Raw genomic sequence first — 19504 nt, forward strand, 5'->3', positions numbered from 1 at the left:
GGGCCGTTATCGCACGAGGAAGGTGTGCGATGTGATGCCGTGCTCGTTCAAACAGGAGATTCGCGATGGCCGATCTTTCCGCATTTCCAATCACGAGCCGGTGGCCCGCGCAATATCCGCACCGGCTGCAGCTCTATGCACTGCCGACGCCGAACGGCGTCAAGGTTTCGATCATGCTGGAGGAGACCGGGCTGCCTTACGAGCCGCATCGTGTGAGCTTCGACACCGCCGATCAGAAGACACCGGAATTTCGCTCGCTGAATCCCTACGCGAAAATCCCGGCGATCATCGACCCGAACGGACCAGAAGGGCAGCCACTCGCGTTGTTTGAATCGGGTGCGATTCTGCTTTATCTCGCGGACAAGACCGGCCGGTTTATTCCGCAAAACGCCGCGGGTCGCTATCAAACCATTCAGTGGCTGATGTTTCAGATGGCCGGCATCGGGCCGATGTTCGGGCAAGTCGGGTTTTTCAACAAGTTCGCCGGCAAGGACTTTGAAGACAAACGACCGCGCGATCGTTATGTCGGCGAGGCGAGGCGCCTGCTTGCCGTACTGAATGACCGGCTCGCGAGCCGCGAGTGGATCATGGGCGACGTCTATACGATTGCCGATATCGCGGTATTTCCGTGGGTGCGCAATCTGACCGGGTTCTACGAAGCGGGCGAACTGGTCGGCATTGCAGATTTTGGCCATGTGACACGTGCGCTCGATGCGTTCGTCACACGTTCGGCGGTCGCTCGCGGATTGAACATTCCTGCGCCGAAATGATCATCGGCGCGCGTTGGCAATCGTGCAATCGCGTGTCGTTACGTGCAGACTGACCCGCTCGCGGAAACTGGCCGCATCGAAGCGTGGCCCGGCGTCGAGCGCGGCGGAAGCGCGGATCTATGGCTCGGTCTGCAGACCGACTACGACTTGTGGCATGCGCGCAAGCATGCGCCAAAAAAGGTCAAGCCAGCACCGATGCCTGAAGCGTTACAGGCGGTCGCGTGAGCTGATGCGCCGCGCTATGCGGAAGTGCGAAAAGCATTCGGCATAGCGGCGGCGCTCGGGCGACGCTGCAGCCGTCAAACGGTCGTCCGTTGGCATAGCGGATCAAGTGCGGATAAAAGGCTGGAACAAAGCGCGCGTCAATGCGCGGATCAACGCATCGATGCGGCGACGAACGCGGCAATCGCGTCATTGAGCGCGTTCGGCGCCTCCGCATGGGGCGAGTGCCCACAGCCTGCCAGCTTCGCGCACCGCGCATGCGGCACCTGTGCAGCGATTCCGTCAATTTGCGCCATCGTTCCGTAGTGGTCGTCGAAGCCTTGCACAGCGAGCAAAGGACAACGAATTGCGCGCAGTGAGTCAACGATGTTCCATGTTTTGAACGGCGCGCTCAACCAGATATCGCACCAGCCATAAAACGCCGAATCGACGTCGGCGTGATAGCGCGCGAGCTTGCCACGCAGGCCCTTGTGCTCGTAGGCAATACGGGTTTCGACGATGCCCGCGACCGACAGGTCTTCGACGAAAATATGCGGCGCGATCACGACGGCTCCGGCGAGGGCGTCTGGAAAGGCGCTGGCATAGAGCAGTGCAATCGAGCCGCCGTCGCTGTGACCGATCATCCACATCCGCGCGCGTTCGGCCGCGGCGAAGTCAAGCGCGTCCAGCAGCGCGGGCAGTATCTCCCGAGCCTGTATCGACAGATAATCGACGGGTAGCTTCAAGTCGTGCGGACGCGGTGTCGAGCGGCCATAGCCGGGCCGTGAATAGACGAGCCCACGCATGCCGAGCCGATCGCACAGCGATTGTGGCCAATCCTTCCACATCGCGACGGAGCCCAGCCCTTCATGCAGAAATACGGCCAGCGGTGCATCGCGCCAATGCGGGTTGAGCCATCGGTACTCGATGACAAGCGCGGGCCGCGTCGCGCACGCGGGCAGCGTGGCAAAAGCGCTGTGGGCGTCCGCTGCGATGTCGCGGGCGGGCCGTGTCGGATCGGTTGGGGTGTGCATCGTATCAATGGCCTTGATGGGCGCTAGTCCGGCAAGGCGTCCCGTCTTGCCTGTCCGGAGTTCATTGGCGCTCCTCTCGTGCGTCTGTTCCGCCACGCGAGAGCGAAAAAGCGAGCCCAGTAGACGTGCGCATTGCCAAACTGCCGGTTTCGGTCTAGCTTATTCCGCCACCGCATATGTTTAAAGCTCAAAATGCGTTGCCGAAATAGAGTCCGTTTGCTACAGTCCGCGCACTCTGCGGCACGCACGATGCTGCAGGCATCGTATTGACGGAAAAAACAAATTTACGGAGTTCACAGATGAAGTCGATTCGATCTCTCCTTCTGATCGGCCTGTTGCAGGTTGCGACCGCGACGGCGGCGTTCGCCGCGGATGGTCTCGCCCAGGTCAAATCCGCCGGCGTATTGAAGATTGGTACGGAAGGCACGTACGCGCCATTTTCGTTTCACGACGCGTCCGGTCAGCTAACGGGCTTCGACGTCGATATTGCGCGCGAAATCGCGAAACGTATCGGCGTGAAGCCGGAGTTCGTCGAGGGAAAGTGGGATGGGCTGATTGCCGGCCTCGATGTGAACCGCTATGACGCGGTGATCAACGAAGTCGCCATTACCGATGCGCGCAAGGTCAAATACGATTTCTCCGATCCGTATATTGTGTCGCATGCGGCGCTGATCGTGCGCTCGGATAATACGTCGATCAAGTCGTTCGATGACCTGAAGGGCAAGAAGTCGGCGAACACGCTTACGAGCAACTTCGGCAAGCTGGCGGCCGCGCATGGCGCGGAGGTCGTGCCGGTGCAGGGTTTCAACGAATCGATCGACCTGTTGACGTCGGGCCGCGTCGACGCGACCGTCAACGATTCGCTGTCGTTCCTCGACTTCAAGAAGCACAAGCCGGACGCGAAGGTGAAGATCGCCGCCATCGATACGGGCGAACAGAGCGACAAGTCGGCAGTGCTGATTCGCAAGGGCAACCCGGAATTGAAGGCCGCGATCGACAAGGCGCTTCACGACATGAAGGCGGACGGCACCTACGCGAAGATCTCGGACAAGTACTTCGGCAAAGACGTATCGCAATGAGCGTGACTGTGCCGGAGCGCGCGCGAGCCGCCAATAAAACACGCATCACGCGAGCCTGAATCATGCCTGCCTGGCTACATTTGATGGGGCAGTCCTTGTGGCCCCTGCTGTACGCGGGCCTCGTCTTCACCGTTCCGCTGACGCTCGTGTCGTTCGCGCTCGGGTTGACGCTTGCGTTCGTCGTCGCATTGCTGAGGCTGTTCGGCCCGCCATGGGCGGTTGCTGTCGTGCGCTTTTACGTGTGGCTGATCCGCGGATCGCCGCTCCTCGTGCAGCTGTTCGTGATCTTCTATGGCTTGCCGAACGTCGGTATCGTGCTCGATCCGCTGACAGCGGCGATCATCGGCTTTTCGCTGAATGTCGGCGCGTACAATTCGGAAGTGATTCGCGGCGTCATCGAATCGATTCCGAAGGGTCAGTGGGAAGCTTCGTACTCGATCGGCATGACGCGCGGGCAGGCGCTGTGGCGTGTCGTGCTGCCGCAGGCGGCACGCGTTGCGTTGCCGCCGCTGTCCAATTCGTTTATCTCGCTCGTCAAAGATACATCGCTGGCGGCCGTGCTGACGGTGCCGGAAATCTTTCAGGCTGCGCAGCGGATCGCGTCAGTGACCTATGAGCCGCTGATTCTCTATACCGAAGCCGCGCTGATCTACCTGCTGTTCAGTTCGGTGCTGTCTTCCGCGCAAGTGCGGCTCGAGCGCCGGTTTGGGCGGCACGCGCTTTTCCAGTCGAGCAGCTGATGATTCGTCTCGAGAAAATCGACAAGTACTTCGGCAGCCATCGTGTGCTGAGCGAGGTTGACCTCGCGCTCGAGCCGGGCAGTGTCACCGCGTTGATCGGGCCGTCCGGCAGTGGCAAGAGCACGCTGCTGCGCTGCGTGAACCTGCTGGAAATTCCGGAGGCGGGCACGCTGGAACTGGGTGATTTGCGCGTCGAGTTCAGCCGCACGAGCAAGCCGCCGCGCGACACGGTGCTCGCGATTCGCCGCCGCACCGGCATGGTGTTTCAGAACTTCCAGCTGTTTCCGCACCGCACGGTGCTCGAAAATGTGATGGAAGGGCTGACGACCGTGCAGAAATGGGATCAGGACCGAGCCCGATCGCGTGCGCTGGAGTTGCTCGAGAAAGTCGGTATCGCGCACAAGTCCGACGCGTGGCCCACGACGCTTTCAGGTGGCCAGCAGCAACGGGTTGCGATCGCTCGCGCACTCGCGCCGTCGCCGGACGTGCTGCTGTGCGACGAACCCACGTCGGCGCTCGATCCCGGTCTCGCGGCAGAGGTTGTCGAGGTGCTGCGTCAGCTCGCGCAGGAGGGCATGACGATGCTGATGGCGACGCACGATCTGCGCCTTGCCGCGTCGATTTCACGCGACGTGCTGTTTCTCAGCAACGGCGTGGTGGTCGAAGCCGGTCCGTCGCGCGACATCTTCACTCGGCCGCGCGAGCAAGAAACCGCGAACTTCGTGTCGACGCTGACCCAAAGTCTGCCCGACGCGTGGGCGGACTGACTGGCGGGACGGCAGGCCAAGCACGTGCGCACCCGGCACACCGGCAATCGGTCTGCACGACGACGCTCGGCGTGTTGCATGCGGCGCGCCGCCCCGGCGAGCGTTCCGGGACTCCAGGCTACAATGCCCGGCAGATCAAGAACGGACGATTTATGAACACCCGCGTCTTCACCCTCGCTTCCTCTGCCGTCGCGCTTGCGCTGGTCACGGGATGTACGGCCGTCTACAAGAATTCCGTCACCTGTCGAGACCAGATGCGCAGCGTGGCGGGCGGCGAAATGGCGGCGTCGGAGACGTTGACGATCAGTCATACCGGCGCGGCCATTCGCGGCAGCCGCGTGGTGGTCGAGGGCGCAATTGTCAGCATGGTGCCGGCGTCGTCGGTCGCGGCGGCTACAGCGGCGTGGGCGAGACCCGCGGGTGCGGGGGCGCACGCCGCATCGGCGCCGTCAGTACCGCTGGCGGTGGCGAGTCCGATGCCACCGGCGACTCCGACGACGCGGGCCTGGCCGCCGTCGTCGGCGATCGGGGTGGCGGGCGTTCAGTCGCCTGTGTTCGAGGCCGCGCCAGCCGGTAGCAACGCGGTCGCGCCGAAAACCACCACGCGAAATTCGAACAGGCCGGTCAGGCTCGCTATTCCCGCCGCAATGGAATGCGAATTCGATGGCTTGAGTCTGAAGTCATACCGCTGGCTTGCGCCAGGCAGACTGGTCCAGCGTGCCGATAGCGGCGCTGACGCGTCTCCGCAGTAACCCGTCCCGTCCGGAACGGCGGCGGGTATGCTGCTTGCCGTCAGCTGTCGCGATGCAACATCGGCAAGGCCGACGCAACCTCCGCGACGGCACCTCCGGGTCGCAACATCGGCGTCGCAACATCGGCGTCGCATCGCTTGCGTACACGCCGCACCCGCGGTGCTACGATTTCCTGTGCCTCAAAGCAGGAGTTCAGCATGGACGGCTACATCAGACACCAGATAGAAGGCGCGTTGGTCGATATCGACGTGATACCTGTCGCGCCGCGCGGTTTCTGCGCCCGTTTCCGGATTTTCCGCGATACCGCCGACGAGCCCGAATGGCATCGCGTGCACGTGTCCGGCAGCGTGTTCGACACGGCCGCGGCCGCCGAAGAGGCCGCACGGTCGATGGCGCTCGAGAAGGTGCTGGCGCGCGGCGCCGAGTAGTCAGGCGCGTCGTCCGTGCGGTATCGCGATGGTCAAGCGCCGGTGACTGCCATCGTCCGCTCGACCCGTTGCAGCACGCGTTCGCCGAATACTTCGGGCCGGCCTTCGAAAAAGCGCTGGGCCGCGCGGGTTTCAATCAGCCGGGTACGTAGCGCTTCGCGCTCGTCGTGCCGGTCGATCAGTCTGACCGCTGCGCTCACATAGTCGTCGACAGACGACGCGACGGTCCATGCCGGCATGCCCGCGCGCTCGAACAGCGCGCCGTCGATGCGCTCGAACACTTCAGCTCCCGTTTTGCAGACTCCCGGCACGCCAGCCGTGAACGCGTCGACGATACCGTTCGTATTGCCGAACGGGAACGGACTGAGAAACAGATCCGCGTGCTGGACGCGCGCGAGGTAATCCGCGTATGGATAAAAGCCGTGCACGGTCGCGCCGGGCAGCGCGAGCGCGCTCACGCGTCGCATATGCTCGAGCAGCAGGCCATGCCGCGCGCCGGTCATCAGGTGGAACTGCACGGGCGTCCGGGCGGCATCGCGAACTCGCGCGCACGCGTCGAAGAAGCGCGGATTGAGCTTCATGGGGCTTGCGGTGACGACGATCTGCAGCGTGTCGCGTCGCGCGGGCATGACAGGCGTGAGCGGCGGGAGCGCGCTGGACGCCACATACGGCTGGCCGCCGCGTGGCAGCACCAACAGGTTTTCGCTGAAGCACGCGGGGTCGCCGACAAAATCCTCCTCGACACTGACGTAGTCGATCCGCGCCGAACGTGTCGTGGCCGGATGACCGAGCGCCGCGATCTGCAACGGCGCGACGCGCAGGTTCGACATGAAAATGGTCAGCACGAACATACCGACGCTCGGCATATAGAGCACATCAGGATGCTCCGCCTGCGCGAAATCGCGAACGGTCTTCAGGCATTCGCCGACGTAGTCCGGTTCCTTGAGCTCGATGAAGCGGTCGAACAACGCGCGACCAACCTCATCGACCGCGTAGCCGAAGCCGAACCCGACCACCTCGAAATGCGCACGCGCGGCGGCGAGCGTACGCGAGTGGGTTCGATAGATCGAATGGGCACTGCCGAACCACTCGAGCACGACGATCATCAGCGGCTTTGGCCTGCGCTTGCGTTGCGTCACCGCGGGTGCCCGCTCGAACTCGAGATCGTCCAGTCCCAACTCGTCCAGCTTGCGGCGCACGAGCACGTTGATGTCGTCCTTGATCGCATGCCGGCGCGGCGTATCCGCGTAGCTGCAGAACATGTACGCGTTATGCAGCACACCGGTCGGCAGCCTGTCGAGGCTGTCGATCCGCTCGAGCTTGCCCGGTAGCCATTCGAGCAGCGCCTCGCGTTTGCCGTGCGCGCCTCGCGAACCATGGAACTCGGTGGACAGCAGCGCGAGCGCGAGATTCGCGGCGGTGACCGGTGCGCGTGCCCAAAGCTCGCTCAGTTCGAGTGTCAGGTTCGATTCGCTCGAATACAGAAGACATCGTTTGTATAACGATCCGTCCGCGGCGTCAGACGGCGCGCCGCGGTGCGAATCAGATGCAAAACAACGCGCGATGTGATCGGCGTTGCCGAGCGCCGTGGCGGCGAACAGCGCGCCAAGCGACGCGTGCACTGACATCAGTGCGGTGAACACAGACGTTTGCGGGCGAAATGCCGGGTCGGCGAAGAGCGCGGTGACTGCCGCGGCGGCCCGCGCGTAAAAGCGTTCCCGCTGCAGGTCGGCCGGCAGGCCGTCGATATCCGATGCACGAAAGTCGTGGTCCAGTTCGCCACGCTTGTGCTGGAGCAAGGCAAGCAGCACGGTCAATTGTTTGGCCGCGTTGTCGTGCTCGCGAGCATAGACAGATTGCTCGAAGTCGTCGAGCACAAATGAAGTGTCCATCCAGGTTCGGTGAAAAATATGGATCGCTAATTGTATGGGAGGCGTTGTATTGCGGAAGCCGTCATTGCGTGCGCGGCCATCATTTTGGGAGTTTTCTTGTATCGAAAGATCCGCAATGTTTGTAGGATGCGCCTGTCGTCGATGTAAGCAAACTTGTCGATCGACACGGTGATTCCGTCGATGCAGCCATACGTCGACGGTTTTATGCGGATCGATGTGATCGCGGCGCGGTCATCGGGTACGGAGGTTTTGAATGTCGATTGTTTGTTAGTGTTGATTCGGTATCCAAATAAACAGAAGTGAGAGCGGGTCGTTCCGCCGGATCCGGGTGGCGGCGCGGCGTTGGCTCGAATTGGTCGGGTATTTACATGTTGCAGGGCTAGAGATGAAGAACAAACGATATGTCACGCGTGCGCGCGAAAAATATGCATCGGTGGTGGCGTCGCAGCGTAGTGCGCGTCGGCGAATGTCAGCGGGAAAGACGCGGCTGGCGGCGATTGCGATGGGCATCGGTGCGGCGACGCTGGCTCACGCCGCGAGCGCGGATGACGTGCCGCAAGCGGACCTTGTGCCGCTTCCGGTAATGCGGCAACTTTTAGCGGTTCAATCTGTGCGGCCGCTCGGCGCGAGTCTGCTGGCCGCGGCGCCGGTCACCGACTATATCGCGGTGAGCCCGAACATCACTCCGGGCGTGTCCACGCACGCATCCGACGATCTCAACGCGATGGCGGTCGGGCCGACATCGGCAGCCACGGGCATCAAAGCCACCGCGGTCGGCGCGGGTGCGTTTGCTGCGCGCAGCGAGTCGACCGCGGTGGGCGCGGGCGCGGGCGCATTGGGTCTGCGCACGACCACCATCGGCACGGCCGCGACAACGGGCTTCGAAGCGGACGGCGCGGTCGCTATCGGCTATCTGGCGCGAGGCGATCGTGACGGGACGCTGGCGCTCGGTAGCTCATCGCAAGCGGTGGGTGCACACTCGGTCGCGATGGGTTCGAACGCGGCCACTGCGATGGACGCGGACGGTTCGCTTGCGCTAGGCACGAACACGTTCGCGACCGGCGCGGGGAGCGTCGCGCTCGGTGCGAACTCGCTGGCGGACCGGCAGAACGCGGTATCGGTCGGCAAGGCGGGGCTGCAACGGCAGATCATCAACGTAGCGGCCGGCACGTCCGATACCGATGTCGTCAACCTCGCGCAATTGAAGCAACTCGCGGCGGCGTTCGGCGGCGGCGCATCGGTGAAAGCGGACGGTACCGTGCTGCTGCCCACCTATGGTGTCGGCGGCAACGTGTATCACAACGTTGGCGACGCGCTTGCGAATCTCGATGGCCGTGTGAATGCGAATACGGGCCGGCTCGACGATCTGACCAACGTGGTGAACAACATCAGCGGCGCGAGCACGGGCCCGATCCGGTACTTCAATGCGAACTCGGTGCTGAGCGATGCGTCCGCGACGGGCGACGAAGCCGTCGCGATCGGCGGCAACGCGCGGGCATCGGCGGAGCGTTCGGTCGCGCTGGGCGCGGACTCGATTGCGGATCGCGACAACGTCGTGTCGATCGGTTCGGTCGGGCGCGAACGTCAGATCGCGAATGTCGCCGCGGGTACCGCGGAGACCGATGCCGTCAATCTCGGCCAGTTGAACAGCGCGCTGAGTCAGATTATCAACGAGCAGCCGCGCACCGCGAATCCGTTCGTGACCGTGAACGGCAATGCAGCCAGCGAGGCTGCGCAAGCGAGCGGCACGCGTGCTGCGGCGCTCGGCGCCAATGCTGCGGCGAACGGCGCGGCGGCGCTCGCGCTCGGCGCGAATGCGAGCGCGAACGGCGACACGGCCAGCGCGGTCGGCGCGCAAGCAGTCGCGAAAGGCAACCAGGCATCCGCGTTTGGCTGGAATAGCGTCGCGTCCGCCGATGGCGCGGTTGCGCTCGGCGCCGGTTCGGTCGCTGACCGTGCGAATACGGTGTCGGTCGGCAGCGCGGGTGCCGAACGGCAGATCGCGAATATCGCGCCGGGCACGCGCGGCACCGACGCCGTCAACCTCAACCAGTTGAATGCGGCCGTCAACCAGACGAACCAGGCGCTCAACGATCTCGACAGAAGCACGCGCAAGGGTATTGCGTCGGCTTCCGCTTTGCAGATCGTGACGCCGTATCTGCCGGGACGCACCACGCTCAATGCGAGCGTCGCCGCGTATCGCGGACAAGCGGCGCTGGCAATCGGCGTGTCGCGCTGGAGCGAGAAGGGCACGTTCAATTTCAACGCGGGCGTCGCTTCAGCAGGCAGCAACAGCACGATCGTCAAAGCGGGCGTCGGCATCGTGATCGGAGACTAAGGCGCCGGTCGATCGTAAAAGAAGGGGTTACCGCCGCGCATGACACGGCAAGTGCACACGCGCGGCGCACGCGAGAGGAAATGACATGAAACAACTGGTTATCGCCGCGGCGGCAATTGCATTGTCCGGTTGTACGGGGCACGCAGCGCGCGAACAACTCGATATTCGCAATCCATCCGTCGCGCACGGTGGATTCGGCACGCCGCAGGACACCGCCGCGGGCGCGGCGGTCAAAGCGTGGACCGACACCTACACGCCGATCAAGCGCCGACGCGCGGCGCTCGACGCGTTGCAGAAAAGGCTGGATCGGTTGGGGGAGAAGAAAGATTCGTATGCGGGCGCGAAGGCGCAATGCTGGATCGAGACCGGCAATGCATCGTTCGCCGCACGCGACGAATGGGGTTTCGTCGAGGAATCGATCGGCGAGGCGACGGAGCTGATCGAAGGTCTCGAGTCTGGCCGCACGTCCGGCGCGAATTCGGGCAATTTCCGGACGACGGCTACGCGGCCGCTGCGAACGGCCGCGCAGGTGCGTCCGGACTTATGGGCGCAACTGGCCGCACTGCGTGCCGATGCGCGTTTCGCGGGGTGCGCGCCAGCGCAGAAACCGGTCGCCTGCGCCGAGGTGGAGCTGACGCGCGCCGGACATGACGCGTGGACGCACGCATTCGTTGCCGCGCAGCAGCGCGTCGATTCGTTGCAAGCACAAGTGCGCGATGCGTCTCAGGCGCTGACCGCGTGTGCCGTCGTGCCACCGTTAGCGGCGGAACCTGAAGTGATTTCGCTGTACGCCGATGCGTTGTTCGAATTTGGCCGCGGCGATCTGACCGCGATCCGCGATGAAGGACGTCGGCAGCTCGATCAGATCGCGGTGCGCCTGCGCGCGCTCGATGCGATCGACCGGCTGGTCGTATCGGGCTATACGGACCGGCTCGGCTCCGCTGAATACAACCTGCATTTGTCGTGGCTGCGCGCGGATACCGTGCGCCGCTATCTGGCGGACAACGGGGTGAACGTGCCGATCGACGTGCGTGCGTTGGGCAAAGCGCAGCCGGGCAGCGCATGCGCAATGCGCGAACGCGCTGAGTTGATCGATTGCCTCGCGCGTGACCGGCGCGTCGAGATCCGTGTCGTGGGTGCACAGCGCAAGCGTGCATAGAGCGTGCATAACACAGCCACGCACCCGCGCTGACTAATCCGGCCTGGCGCTCAGTCGCACGGTCGCGCCGGGTTGCCGAGCCAGCGACTACGCCGCTGTTGTCGCCTCTTGAATCGCGACATGGCCGCGTAGTCGCCCGCGACGCCCACCCGGATGCCGCAGCTCAAAACGCGTAAAACGGCCCATTGCCGGCGGCCGTCGGCCGCGCTTCGATCGCGGTATAGATGCGTCTTCCGAAAAAGAACGGCAGGCCCCAGTCGAACATCGTGGTCGATACACCTGCGAGGTTGTCGAATGCGTTATTCGAACTGGCGAACAGCGCCTGCGCGTTGGCAATCGAAAACGATAGTGTCACGGCAGCGCCGTCGACGCCGGTCATCGTAGCGGTTTGCGTCGCTTGCGCGGGTGGACAGTACCAGAGTCCGCATTGCGCGAGCGTCGCGCTTGCGAAGAACATGCCGTTCGAGCCGCTGTCGATGAAGCTGCGCGGCCATGTCTGTCCGTCGGCCGTGGTGGCCAGATACCCGGTCTGCGCATTGACCCTGAGCACGGTGGCGCCGCCAAGCGTGTTATTGGCCTGCGTGCCGATGCCGAAAATCAGCTGGCCGGTGAGGGTCCGCGCACCGGCGTCGGGCACCGACGGCAACTCGATGATCACGCCGTTGTTGTTCTCCAGGAAACCCGCCACCGGGTTAGTTACTTGCGACGCGAGCGGTTGCGAACTCGACGCGCACGCACCGCCCCCCGCGTCGCACACGTAATACCAGCGCGGCAACGCGTTGCGCGTGCACACGCTGCCGCAGTCGGCGGCGAACAGGCCGATGCCGAGAATGCCGTTCACGGGCAGCACCGCCTGCGTCATCATCGGCGGGCCGGAACTCGCGCAGTCCGCGGGCACCGTCGGCAAAGTCGGATCGGCGATCACCTGAATCGGCAAACCGGCGGCGAGCTGTCCGGCGATCCGCACATCCGCGGTACGCACGGCACCCCACGTGTAACCGGTGCCGAACACCGCGCAGGCGCCGCTCACGGTGCCAGTGCCTGCTGCGCCGCCTGCGCCGGCCATGGCCGGCAACGCGAGTGTCGCGGGCAACGCGCTTGCGAAAAGGCGCAACCCTTGCGATCCGGTATCGACCTGGACGTTGTCGATCGTGGTGCAGTCAGCGGTCCCGGGCGTGCAGACGATGACGCTCGTCGTCAGTATGTTGCGCAAGCGGTTCGGCAATGCGTCGACCTTGATTGGTTGCACATTTGGCGAACTCGATTGAGGAACCGACGGCATGACGGCCGGCGGACTGTTAGCGGGCGTCGCGGGCGGCACGGCGGCAACGGGAGGCTGGGCGGCGCCGGCGTCAGTGCCGCTGCCACCACCACCGCCGCATGCGGCAAGCACAGCGAGTGAAGCCACAGCGATTGCCGCCGCCGCGGCGCGCGAGCAACGCGTCGCCGCGGCGGCCCATCTCGCGCGCGTCATCCGCAATACGGGGAGCGCGGCAGCAGGGTAAAGAGCGCTTCGTGTACACACGACTCCTCCGTCATTGCAGGTTGGTCATTGAAGGTCGGCAGGCGAGATGCCTGGCGGGATAACGGCAGGTAGCCACGCACGGCCCACATAGCTGCGCATCTGACCACCGGAATCGACGATCACATCAGGCTGCGCGACGCGCGACGCATGCAGGCTGCCGGCCGTGGCGAGCAGCGCTGTGGCTTTAGCGCGATACGACGCCTTGTACTCGCCGAGCAGACGGTCCAGGTTGGGCATCGTGGGGCCTTGCCAGGTGTACGCGAAGATCAACCCGTCGCCAGTCGCGTATTCGCGGATGGTCGTGCCGCCTTCGTCGGTCCAGCCGCGTATCCGTATGCTGGCATCGGCCAGGTCGTTCACGATGGCTTCGCTCGCGGCGCTCGGCGTCGTGGACATCGTGCCGCCGAGCTGCGCGCGCACCGGCGATACCGTCAACAACAGCGCCGCGCTTATTCCCGCTGCTGCGGCAGCGCGCATGGCGGGGCAGTTCATCGCGAATTTCATTGTGAAGGTTTCCTAACTTTTTTGAGATCGCTAATTCAAGATAGCATCCGATCTTTTTGACCCATCAACCGGGCGGGATGCGTGACGCCGCGAAGTCGAAAAGTGACGCTGCGGAAAGCCTGGAATTCCGAGGAAAAACAAAGGACTTATCGCGAATTCGACGGATTGCTCGAAATGTGCCGGGAACGTTGAAGAGTGTTAAATTTCGGGTCGCCGAAGCACAGGCCGATTGCACACGTAGTCGCATAAAACTGTGCCGTCGGGGTCGGAACAAAGGGGTTGAGCAATGGGGCGTGGGCGCGTCGCATTGCGGTCAGCGCGACGATGGCGGAACGCCGGCGTTGCCGCGCATACGCGGCGAAAAAAGGTCCGGGAAATCCCGGTTTTTGCCATCGCGGTCGCCGGACCGGTAAAATAGCGGGTTGATCCACGGATACTGCCGTGGCGTAGCGGAAGGATTCCCAGAACATGACTGATCTTCGTCTCACCAAGCGGGTTGCAGCATTGCTGATGGCAGGCGGACTGGTCGCCGGCTGCGGCACGTCGTCGCCGACCAAAATCGACTACAAGAGTGACCAGAAATCGAAGGAAGCATCGCTCGCCGTTCCGCCGAACATGATCGACGAGACGGCCGATCAGCGTTCGCTGCCGCCGCAGGGCGGGCAGACGTCTCTTTCCACGCTGCAGCAGGTGCAAAGCTCGGCGCCGCCGGAAACCGCGGTGGTGCCGACAGTAACGGGCATGCATATCCAGCGCGACGGCACCGAGAGCTGGCTCGTCGTCGACAGCGAATCGCCCGATCAGGTATGGCCGCAGGTCCGCCGGTTCTGGCAGGAACAGGGCTTTTTGCTGGTCGTCGACGATCGCAAGAAGAGCGTGATGGAAACGGACTGGAATGAAACCCATCCGTCGATCAACGACGGTCTGATCCGCAATACGCTGTCGAAAGCGATGGGCAACTCGTACGTGACGTCCGAGCGTAACAAATACCGCACGCGTCTCGAGCCGGCGCCGAACGGCGGAACGTATGTGTTCGTCAGCCAGAAAGGGTTGCGCGAACAGCTGACCGGCGCGAACAACGATTCGAGCACGTGGGTCGCGAAGCCGAACGATCCGGCACTCGAAGCCGAATATCTGAAGCGCCTGATGGCGTCGCTTGTCCAGGCGCAGGCGCGCGCTCAGGCTTCCGGGTCGGCGAAGGGCGGCGACATGCAGAATGTCGCGCTGTCGCCGGCCGGTGCGCAGACCGCGCCGGGCGCGGCAGCGGGCACCTCGTCGTCGGCCGCGAATTCGGCCGCCGCGGCCACCGCCGCGCAAAACGTCGTGCTTTCCGCACAAGCGCCGGAACCTGCAACGAATTCGACGGACAGCAGCGGTACCGACACCTTCGCGCAAGTCTCGGGGTCGGAGCTGATGCTGGGCGAACCGTATGATCGCGCGTGGCTGCGCGTCGGTCTCGCGCTCGATCGCAGCAACTTCACGGTCGACGACCGCGACCGTACGCGGGGTATTTATTTCGTGCGCTACGTCGACCCGAAAGATATGAGTTCGGCCGAGCAAGGTTTCTGGAGCCAGGTGTTCCATGGCCGCAAGGAAAAGGTCGCGAAACAGTATCGCGTGAACGTGCGTGCGATTACGCCGAACCAGACGCGCGTCGCGGTGGTGGACGACAAGGGCGGAATCGATTCGTCGTCGCAGGCGAAGCAGATCATGTCGTTGATGGTCGATCAACTGCATTGACAGGCGCCAAAGGCCACCGCGCACGGTGGCCAGAAATGCAAAAGCCGCGAGACGGGAATGTCTCGCGGCTTTTTCGTTTGATGAAGCGTTTTTTAGCCGGCCGCGGCAATTCCGATCGGCAGCTTCAACGCTTTTCAGCCGCTGCGGGCGATACGCTACCGCGCGCGCCAAAGCCGGGAATCCGCTTGACGACACCGGTTGCGAGCGACGTGCCGACGAGAATCACGGCGCAGCCCGCGAGCATGCCGGCGGACACCGTTTCGCCAAGAAACAGCGCGCCCCAAAGAATGCCGAATACCGGAATGACGAACGTGACGGTAATCGCCCGCGCAGGGCCGGCGACCGCGATCAGATGGAAGAACAGCATGTACGCGATGCCGGTGCAAGCGATGCCCAGGCACAGCACCGAGCCCCACGCGCGCAGCGTAATCGGTGCCGCGGGCCATTGCGCGATGGCGAGCGGCAGCAGCACGATGGTCGCGCCGATCATCGTGCCGGTCGCAACCGTCAGTGCATCGACGCCCATCAGATGCCGTTTCGTGTAGCTGGCCGCGATGCCGTACAGCAGCGTCGCGCCCAGCGCCGCGGCGGCGGCGAGCGCGGTGGTCGCCGGCGTGGCGCTCAGGCCGTTCGCGGCCGGCGCGACGATCTGGTCCCATACGAGCATCAGCACGCCGGCAAAGCCGATCGCTAGGCCGATCGTGCGCAGCGTGCTCAAACGGTCCTTCAGCCACAGGAACGCAACGACCGCGCCCCACAACGGCGTGGTCGCATTGATCACCGATGTCACGCCGGCCGACAGCGTAAGTTCCGCGTAGGCGAACAGGCAGAAGGGCGCCGCCGAGTTCAGCACGCCGACGATAACGAGCGGCCATGCGCGCTGCCCGAGTGTTTGCAGCGACGCGCGCAGCGGCCGCCGTGCAATCAGCACGACGATGAGAAACAGCGCGCCGATGCCGACGCGCAGCGCCATCAACGGCGCGACGCCGAAATCGGCGACACCGATGCGGATAAACAGAAACGACGCGCCCCAAAGCGCGGCGAGGATCAATAGTTGAACGATGTTGGTCGGGGTCATGGGCGGGGCGTCGCGCGCGGTTGAGTCGGAACGCGCACGAATGTTAGCACCCGTAATCGGCCAAACAGTTCACGCTGGAATGAAATAGCAAGAAGCGGGAAGGTAATTTCAATGCAACACCAAGGTAACCGCAAGAAGCTGGGCGCGCGGCACGACAAACCCGAAACCGAGGCGCGGCCGTGTTAAAGCGTCTATAGAATTCGCAAAAAAACGGGCGGCCCGTTGACGGCGCCGCCCGTTTCTATGGGTGAACCACCGCGCGCCGTCATTCCCGACGCGCGGCAGTCGTCACCGAACGCGAACGTTCAATGTGGAATCATCCCCTGCAGATAATTCTGCTGCAGCCAAACGATGATACCGAGCACGACCGTGAGGAAGATCGAGTGCTTGAAGGTCTTCGCGAACACGACCCCTTCCTTGCCCTTGAGTTCGGTCGTCGCGACACCCGTCGAGATGTTTTGCGGCGAGATCATCTTGCCCATCACACCGCCCGACGAGTTGGTCGCGGCCATCAGCACCGGATGCAGATTCAGCTGATTCGCGGCCACCACCTGCAGATTACCGAACAGCGCATTACCCGACGTATCGCTGCCCGACAGGAACACCGCAACCCAGCCGAGGAACGCCGATACCAGCGGGAAGAACGCGCCGACCGATGCGACACCGAGACCGAGCGTGTAGTTCAGGCCGGAGTAGTTCATCAGGTAGGCAAGCCCGACGATCGTCGCGACCGTGAAGATCGCGATACGCGTCTGCACCCACGTGTCGACGACGGCGCGGCCGAATTCAGACGGTTTGAGGCCGACGACAAACGACGTGATGATCGCCGCGACGAGAATCGCGGTACCGGTCGCGAGCGGCTGGAAGTCCCACACGGCGCCATACGGCTGGTTGTACAGCGTGATGAACACCGCTTTGTCGAGGCCGGGCCACGGCACCTTCACGTCGCCGATCAGGTAGATCCGCGCGACCGTCCAGATAATCACGACTGCCGACACGATCAGCCACGGGTACCAGCCTTGCACGCCGCTCACTTCGGTGCGCACTTCGGACGCGCGATCCACGTTGATCGCAAACTCCGGATCGGGCGCGGGACGCCAGACACGCAGGAAGAGAATGGTCAGCACGAGCGACACGAGCGACGACAGCACGTCGGTCAGGCTGTAGTTGATGAAGTTCGACGTGACGAACTGCGTGAGCGCGAAGCTGCCGCCCGCCACGAGCAGCACCGGCCAGATGGCCAGCATCTTGCGAAAGCCCGAGTAGACGATCATCACGTAGAACGGCAACAGGAACGCGAAGAACGGCAACTGACGGCCGACCATCTTGCCCAGCGTATCCGAAGGCAGGTGCGTGACCGCGCCGAGCACTGTGATCGGCACGCCGAGCGCACCGAACGCGACCGGCGCGGTGTTGAAGATCAGCGTGAAGGTCAGTGCTTCGAGCGTCGGGAAGCCCATCATGATCAGTAGCGAACTCGTGATCGCAATCGGCGTGCCGAAGCCCGAGATGCCTTCGAGCAGCGCACCGAACGAGAAGCCGATCACGACCAGCACGATGCGCCGGTCATTCGGAAGGTGATCGATCATCCACATGCGGAACGCGGCGAAGCGGCCTGAGCGCACGGCGATGTTGTACAGCAGGATCGCGGTGACCACGATCCACATCACCGGCCATATCGCGAACACCGCGCCGGCAAAGACCGAGTTCAGCGCAAGGCCGACCGGAAAATGCCAGCCGAAGATCGCGACGATCAGGCCGACGATCAAGCCGGCGAGCGAGGCCTGCCATGCAGGCCGCCGAGCCCAGCCGAGTAGCACGAGTACGACGAAGATGGGTAAAGCGGCAACGATAAACGATGGGAAAAGCGAATTGCCGATAGGCGTCAACAGCTGGTGAAACATCACGTCTCCTTCTTTGTTGTTTCGAATCGCCATGGTTCTGCGCCATATCGCGCATGACATGAAGAGTCGAGAGCGAGCAGTACGGATGGCGGTGACATCGCGCGAACGCGAGTCTCGTTTTTAAGCGGGCGTAGCAGTGGCAACCGCAAGCATAGAGCGCGCGCTGATGCAGTCAATAGGGAAACTACCTTGAAACGTAAATGCTCTATTTCTGATCCGCACGACTAATGCACGACATTGCCCGATGAGGCAAACGTATCTGGACGGTCTTCTATTCCGGTGTAAAGCAAATGAAGGGTAAGTGAATAAATGAAGGGTTAATGGATTAATGCACGACGCGCGTTATCCACTTGCGACTCGCCGCGCCTATGCCTAATGGTGGTGACCATGACCGTGGAATCCGAAGCCGAAGCCCAACGAGACGGACGGACCGTACCAGCCGGGTCCGCCATATCCGTAGTACGCGGGATACGGATAGTAGGCTGGATAGGCCGGATAGGGGGGATAGTAGGCGGGTGCGACGGCGACCGGGGGCGATGCATAAATCGTGGAAGGCGCGGGCGCTTGCGGCGGCAACGGTGATTGCGCGATTGACGGCGGCGGTGCTGCGCCATCGCTATTGGCGTCGACGCCCGCATCCGGATCGGCTTCTTCCGGTTCGGCCTCGGGGCCTGCATTGTCTGGGCCGAGCGCCTGGCCACGCTGTGCCGCGGCGGGCGGGATCGGCGATGGTGGTGCAATCGGCGCGCCCGTCGTGGTGGTCGGGGTGGTCGAGTAAGCAGCAGGATACGGCGAACCGCTGTAGTAGCCGCCGTATGGATACGGGCCGACGTAATAGCAGCCGGATAGCGCGAGCACAACGGCGGCACCGCTGACGCGCGCCGCCGTGGGAAACGGGTTCATCACTTACTCCTGCTTCGAGGTCGCGACGCCGCGCCGCGTGGCGTGCATGAATATGGGATGCGACGAGCATACGTCAGCAGTTGCACACCGGCGTTGCAAAGTGGTAACCGCATATTTCACAGCATTGCAAAACATCGCTGGACGATACGCGCGACGCTAGCAATGCCGCTGCGTAGCGTAAGGAGAAGTGTTGTCGGTAAATCGTAAGCAGTGGCCGCACATCGCCAGATCAGACGGCCCTCGAAGTGCAACTGACCCAGTCACCCAGCCACCCGGTTACACAGTGACCGTTATCGTGCCGCTCCAGGTGGTGGCGTCAAATGGTGACGCGTGTCTGCGCGATTACTTGCCGACTTCGTGACCGATTACACCGCCGGCCGCTGCGCCGCCCACCGTCGACAGCGCGTTGCCGCCGATCGCCGCGCCTGCTGCCGCACCAAGACCCGCGCCGACCGCCGTATCACGCCCCTGGCGCGACATCCCTTCGCATGCGCTCAGACTTGCGACGACCATCGCAATGGCGGTCCACGCTCCAATTCGCTTGATCGATTTCATGATGTCACTCCTTATTCTTGAACGGGCAAGCCGCGAGTCGTCCGCGACCCTTTGACCCTTGTGTTCGATGTTATCGCCGGGTGCCGTTTCGATTTGTGTGGGCTTGTCAGCAAATTGTCGGTTCGGTAATCAAAT

The 19504-nt window shown here is 63.3% G+C and carries 19 protein-coding genes; 11 read left to right on the forward strand and 8 right to left on the reverse strand.

Going from position 1 to position 19504, the window contains the following annotated elements:
- Positions 1-65: 65 nt before the first annotated feature.
- Positions 66-770, forward strand: coding sequence for a glutathione S-transferase N-terminal domain-containing protein (locus BX592_RS23550; protein WP_134195077.1), 705 nt, complete (start codon positions 66-68; stop codon positions 768-770).
- A gap of 42 nt (positions 771-812) precedes the next feature.
- Positions 813-995, forward strand: coding sequence for a hypothetical protein (locus BX592_RS23555; RefSeq protein WP_377681649.1), 183 nt, complete (start codon positions 813-815; stop codon positions 993-995).
- A 149-nt stretch (positions 996-1144) separates the two neighbouring features.
- Here BX592_RS23555 and BX592_RS23560 read toward each other — a convergent pair whose 3' ends face one another.
- Positions 1145-2005, reverse strand: coding sequence for an alpha/beta fold hydrolase (locus BX592_RS23560; RefSeq protein WP_134195079.1), 861 nt, complete (start codon positions 2003-2005; stop codon positions 1145-1147).
- A gap of 299 nt (positions 2006-2304) precedes the next feature.
- Here BX592_RS23560 and BX592_RS23565 point away from each other — a divergent pair, with 299 nt between their 5' ends.
- The 5 genes from BX592_RS23565 (at position 2305) to BX592_RS23585 (ending at position 5771) form a co-directional block, all read left to right on the forward strand.
- On the forward strand, positions 2305-3084 hold the full coding sequence (locus BX592_RS23565; RefSeq protein WP_134195081.1) for an amino acid ABC transporter substrate-binding protein: 780 nt from the start codon (positions 2305-2307) through the stop codon (positions 3082-3084).
- Between the two features lie 62 nt (positions 3085-3146).
- Positions 3147-3824: an amino acid ABC transporter permease gene (locus BX592_RS23570; RefSeq protein WP_134195083.1), complete on the forward strand. Its 678-nt coding sequence runs from the start codon at positions 3147-3149 to the stop codon at positions 3822-3824.
- Entirely contained in the window at positions 3824-4591 is a 768-nt protein-coding gene (locus tag BX592_RS23575; protein WP_134195085.1) for an amino acid ABC transporter ATP-binding protein, read from the forward strand. The genes BX592_RS23570 and BX592_RS23575 overlap by 1 nt, the downstream gene beginning before the upstream one ends.
- A 152-nt stretch (positions 4592-4743) precedes the next feature.
- The gene (locus BX592_RS23580) at positions 4744-5343 is read left to right on the forward strand and encodes a hypothetical protein (protein WP_134195087.1); all 600 of its coding nucleotides are present in this window, start codon (positions 4744-4746) and stop codon (positions 5341-5343) included.
- 197 nt (positions 5344-5540) lie between these two features.
- Positions 5541-5771, forward strand: a complete 231-nt coding sequence (locus tag BX592_RS23585; protein ID WP_134195089.1) for a hypothetical protein — start codon at positions 5541-5543, stop codon at positions 5769-5771.
- 32 nt (positions 5772-5803) lie between these two features.
- Here BX592_RS23585 and BX592_RS23590 read toward each other — a convergent pair whose 3' ends face one another.
- Positions 5804-7663 carry a glycosyl transferase family 1 gene (locus BX592_RS23590; protein WP_134195091.1) on the reverse strand — a complete coding sequence of 620 codons (1860 nt, stop codon included), beginning with the start codon at positions 7661-7663 and terminating at the stop codon, positions 5804-5806.
- A gap of 385 nt (positions 7664-8048) precedes the next feature.
- Here BX592_RS23590 and BX592_RS23595 point away from each other — a divergent pair, with 385 nt between their 5' ends.
- Together BX592_RS23595 and BX592_RS23600 are read left to right on the forward strand one after the other, a co-directional pair.
- Positions 8049-10001, forward strand: coding sequence for a YadA family autotransporter adhesin (locus BX592_RS23595; protein ID WP_166676440.1), 1953 nt, complete (start codon positions 8049-8051; stop codon positions 9999-10001).
- Between the two features lie 85 nt (positions 10002-10086).
- On the forward strand, positions 10087-11160 hold the full coding sequence (locus BX592_RS23600; protein WP_134195093.1) for an OmpA family protein: 1074 nt from the start codon (positions 10087-10089) through the stop codon (positions 11158-11160).
- A 163-nt stretch (positions 11161-11323) separates the two neighbouring features.
- On the opposite strand, the gene BX592_RS23605 is transcribed toward BX592_RS23600, so the two are convergent.
- Positions 11324-12409 carry a DUF3443 domain-containing protein gene (locus tag BX592_RS23605; protein WP_341804899.1) on the reverse strand — a complete coding sequence of 362 codons (1086 nt, stop codon included), beginning with the start codon at positions 12407-12409 and terminating at the stop codon, positions 11324-11326.
- Between the two features lie 31 nt (positions 12410-12440).
- On the opposite strand from BX592_RS23605, the gene BX592_RS35045 reads away from it, so the two are divergent.
- Entirely contained in the window at positions 12441-12665 is a 225-nt protein-coding gene (locus tag BX592_RS35045; RefSeq protein WP_243849706.1) for a hypothetical protein, read from the forward strand.
- A gap of 44 nt (positions 12666-12709) precedes the next feature.
- Here BX592_RS35045 and BX592_RS23610 read toward each other — a convergent pair whose 3' ends face one another.
- Positions 12710-13177 carry a DUF2844 domain-containing protein gene (locus BX592_RS23610; RefSeq protein ID WP_208327964.1) on the reverse strand — a complete coding sequence of 156 codons (468 nt, stop codon included), beginning with the start codon at positions 13175-13177 and terminating at the stop codon, positions 12710-12712.
- Positions 13178-13657: 480 nt separating this feature from the next.
- Here BX592_RS23610 and bamC point away from each other — a divergent pair, with 480 nt between their 5' ends.
- Entirely contained in the window at positions 13658-14929 is a 1272-nt protein-coding gene (bamC, locus tag BX592_RS23615; protein WP_134195096.1) for an outer membrane protein assembly factor BamC, read from the forward strand.
- A gap of 124 nt (positions 14930-15053) precedes the next feature.
- Here the strand turns inward: bamC and BX592_RS23620 are convergent, their stop codons facing one another.
- The 4 genes from BX592_RS23620 to BX592_RS23635 all read right to left on the reverse strand — a co-directional run bounded on the left by BX592_RS23620 (position 15054) and on the right by BX592_RS23635 (position 19369).
- The gene (locus tag BX592_RS23620; RefSeq protein WP_208327965.1) at positions 15054-16007 is read right to left on the reverse strand and encodes a DMT family transporter; all 954 of its coding nucleotides are present in this window, start codon (positions 16005-16007) and stop codon (positions 15054-15056) included.
- A gap of 305 nt (positions 16008-16312) precedes the next feature.
- Complete coding sequence (locus BX592_RS23625; RefSeq protein WP_134195100.1) at positions 16313-17911, reverse strand: L-lactate permease; 1599 nt, start codon at positions 17909-17911, stop codon at positions 16313-16315.
- A 372-nt stretch (positions 17912-18283) separates the two neighbouring features.
- Complete coding sequence (locus BX592_RS23630; RefSeq protein ID WP_134195102.1) at positions 18284-18814, reverse strand: hypothetical protein; 531 nt, start codon at positions 18812-18814, stop codon at positions 18284-18286.
- Between the two features lie 342 nt (positions 18815-19156).
- A complete protein-coding gene (locus BX592_RS23635) occupies positions 19157-19369 on the reverse strand; it encodes a glycine zipper 2TM domain-containing protein (protein ID WP_134195103.1) in 213 nt (70 codons plus the stop codon).
- Positions 19370-19504 lie beyond the last annotated feature (135 nt).

It is taken from the genome of Paraburkholderia rhizosphaerae, assembly GCF_004366595.1.
Taxonomy (GTDB): domain Bacteria; phylum Pseudomonadota; class Gammaproteobacteria; order Burkholderiales; family Burkholderiaceae; genus Paraburkholderia; species Paraburkholderia rhizosphaerae.

What these genes read in the sequence shown, in the direction of transcription:
- BX592_RS23580 (WP_134195087.1), top strand. Translation starts at nt 4,744, where the DNA reads ATGAACACCCGCGTCTTCACCCTCGCTTCCTCTGCCGTCGCGCTTGCG.
- BX592_RS23635 (WP_134195103.1), bottom strand. Translation starts at nt 19,369, where the DNA reads ATGAAATCGATCAAGCGAATTGGAGCGTGGACCGCCATTGCGATGGTC.
- BX592_RS23570 (WP_134195083.1), top strand. Translation starts at nt 3,147, where the DNA reads ATGCCTGCCTGGCTACATTTGATGGGGCAGTCCTTGTGGCCCCTGCTG.
- BX592_RS23550 (WP_134195077.1), top strand. Translation starts at nt 66, where the DNA reads ATGGCCGATCTTTCCGCATTTCCAATCACGAGCCGGTGGCCCGCGCAA.
- BX592_RS23575 (WP_134195085.1), top strand. Translation starts at nt 3,824, where the DNA reads ATGATTCGTCTCGAGAAAATCGACAAGTACTTCGGCAGCCATCGTGTG.
- BX592_RS35045 (WP_243849706.1), top strand. Translation starts at nt 12,441, where the DNA reads ATGACGGCCGGCGGACTGTTAGCGGGCGTCGCGGGCGGCACGGCGGCA.
- bamC (WP_134195096.1), top strand. Translation starts at nt 13,658, where the DNA reads ATGACTGATCTTCGTCTCACCAAGCGGGTTGCAGCATTGCTGATGGCA.
- BX592_RS23560 (WP_134195079.1), bottom strand. Translation starts at nt 2,005, where the DNA reads ATGCACACCCCAACCGATCCGACACGGCCCGCCCGCGACATCGCAGCG.
- BX592_RS23620 (WP_208327965.1), bottom strand. Translation starts at nt 16,007, where the DNA reads ATGACCCCGACCAACATCGTTCAACTATTGATCCTCGCCGCGCTTTGG.
- BX592_RS23585 (WP_134195089.1), top strand. Translation starts at nt 5,541, where the DNA reads ATGGACGGCTACATCAGACACCAGATAGAAGGCGCGTTGGTCGATATC.
- BX592_RS23590 (WP_134195091.1), bottom strand. Translation starts at nt 7,663, where the DNA reads ATGGACACTTCATTTGTGCTCGACGACTTCGAGCAATCTGTCTATGCT.
- BX592_RS23595 (WP_166676440.1), top strand. Translation starts at nt 8,049, where the DNA reads ATGAAGAACAAACGATATGTCACGCGTGCGCGCGAAAAATATGCATCG.
- BX592_RS23610 (WP_208327964.1), bottom strand. Translation starts at nt 13,177, where the DNA reads ATGAACTGCCCCGCCATGCGCGCTGCCGCAGCAGCGGGAATAAGCGCG.
- BX592_RS23630 (WP_134195102.1), bottom strand. Translation starts at nt 18,814, where the DNA reads ATGAACCCGTTTCCCACGGCGGCGCGCGTCAGCGGTGCCGCCGTTGTG.
- BX592_RS23600 (WP_134195093.1), top strand. Translation starts at nt 10,087, where the DNA reads ATGAAACAACTGGTTATCGCCGCGGCGGCAATTGCATTGTCCGGTTGT.
- BX592_RS23565 (WP_134195081.1), top strand. Translation starts at nt 2,305, where the DNA reads ATGAAGTCGATTCGATCTCTCCTTCTGATCGGCCTGTTGCAGGTTGCG.
- BX592_RS23625 (WP_134195100.1), bottom strand. Translation starts at nt 17,911, where the DNA reads ATGTTTCACCAGCTGTTGACGCCTATCGGCAATTCGCTTTTCCCATCG.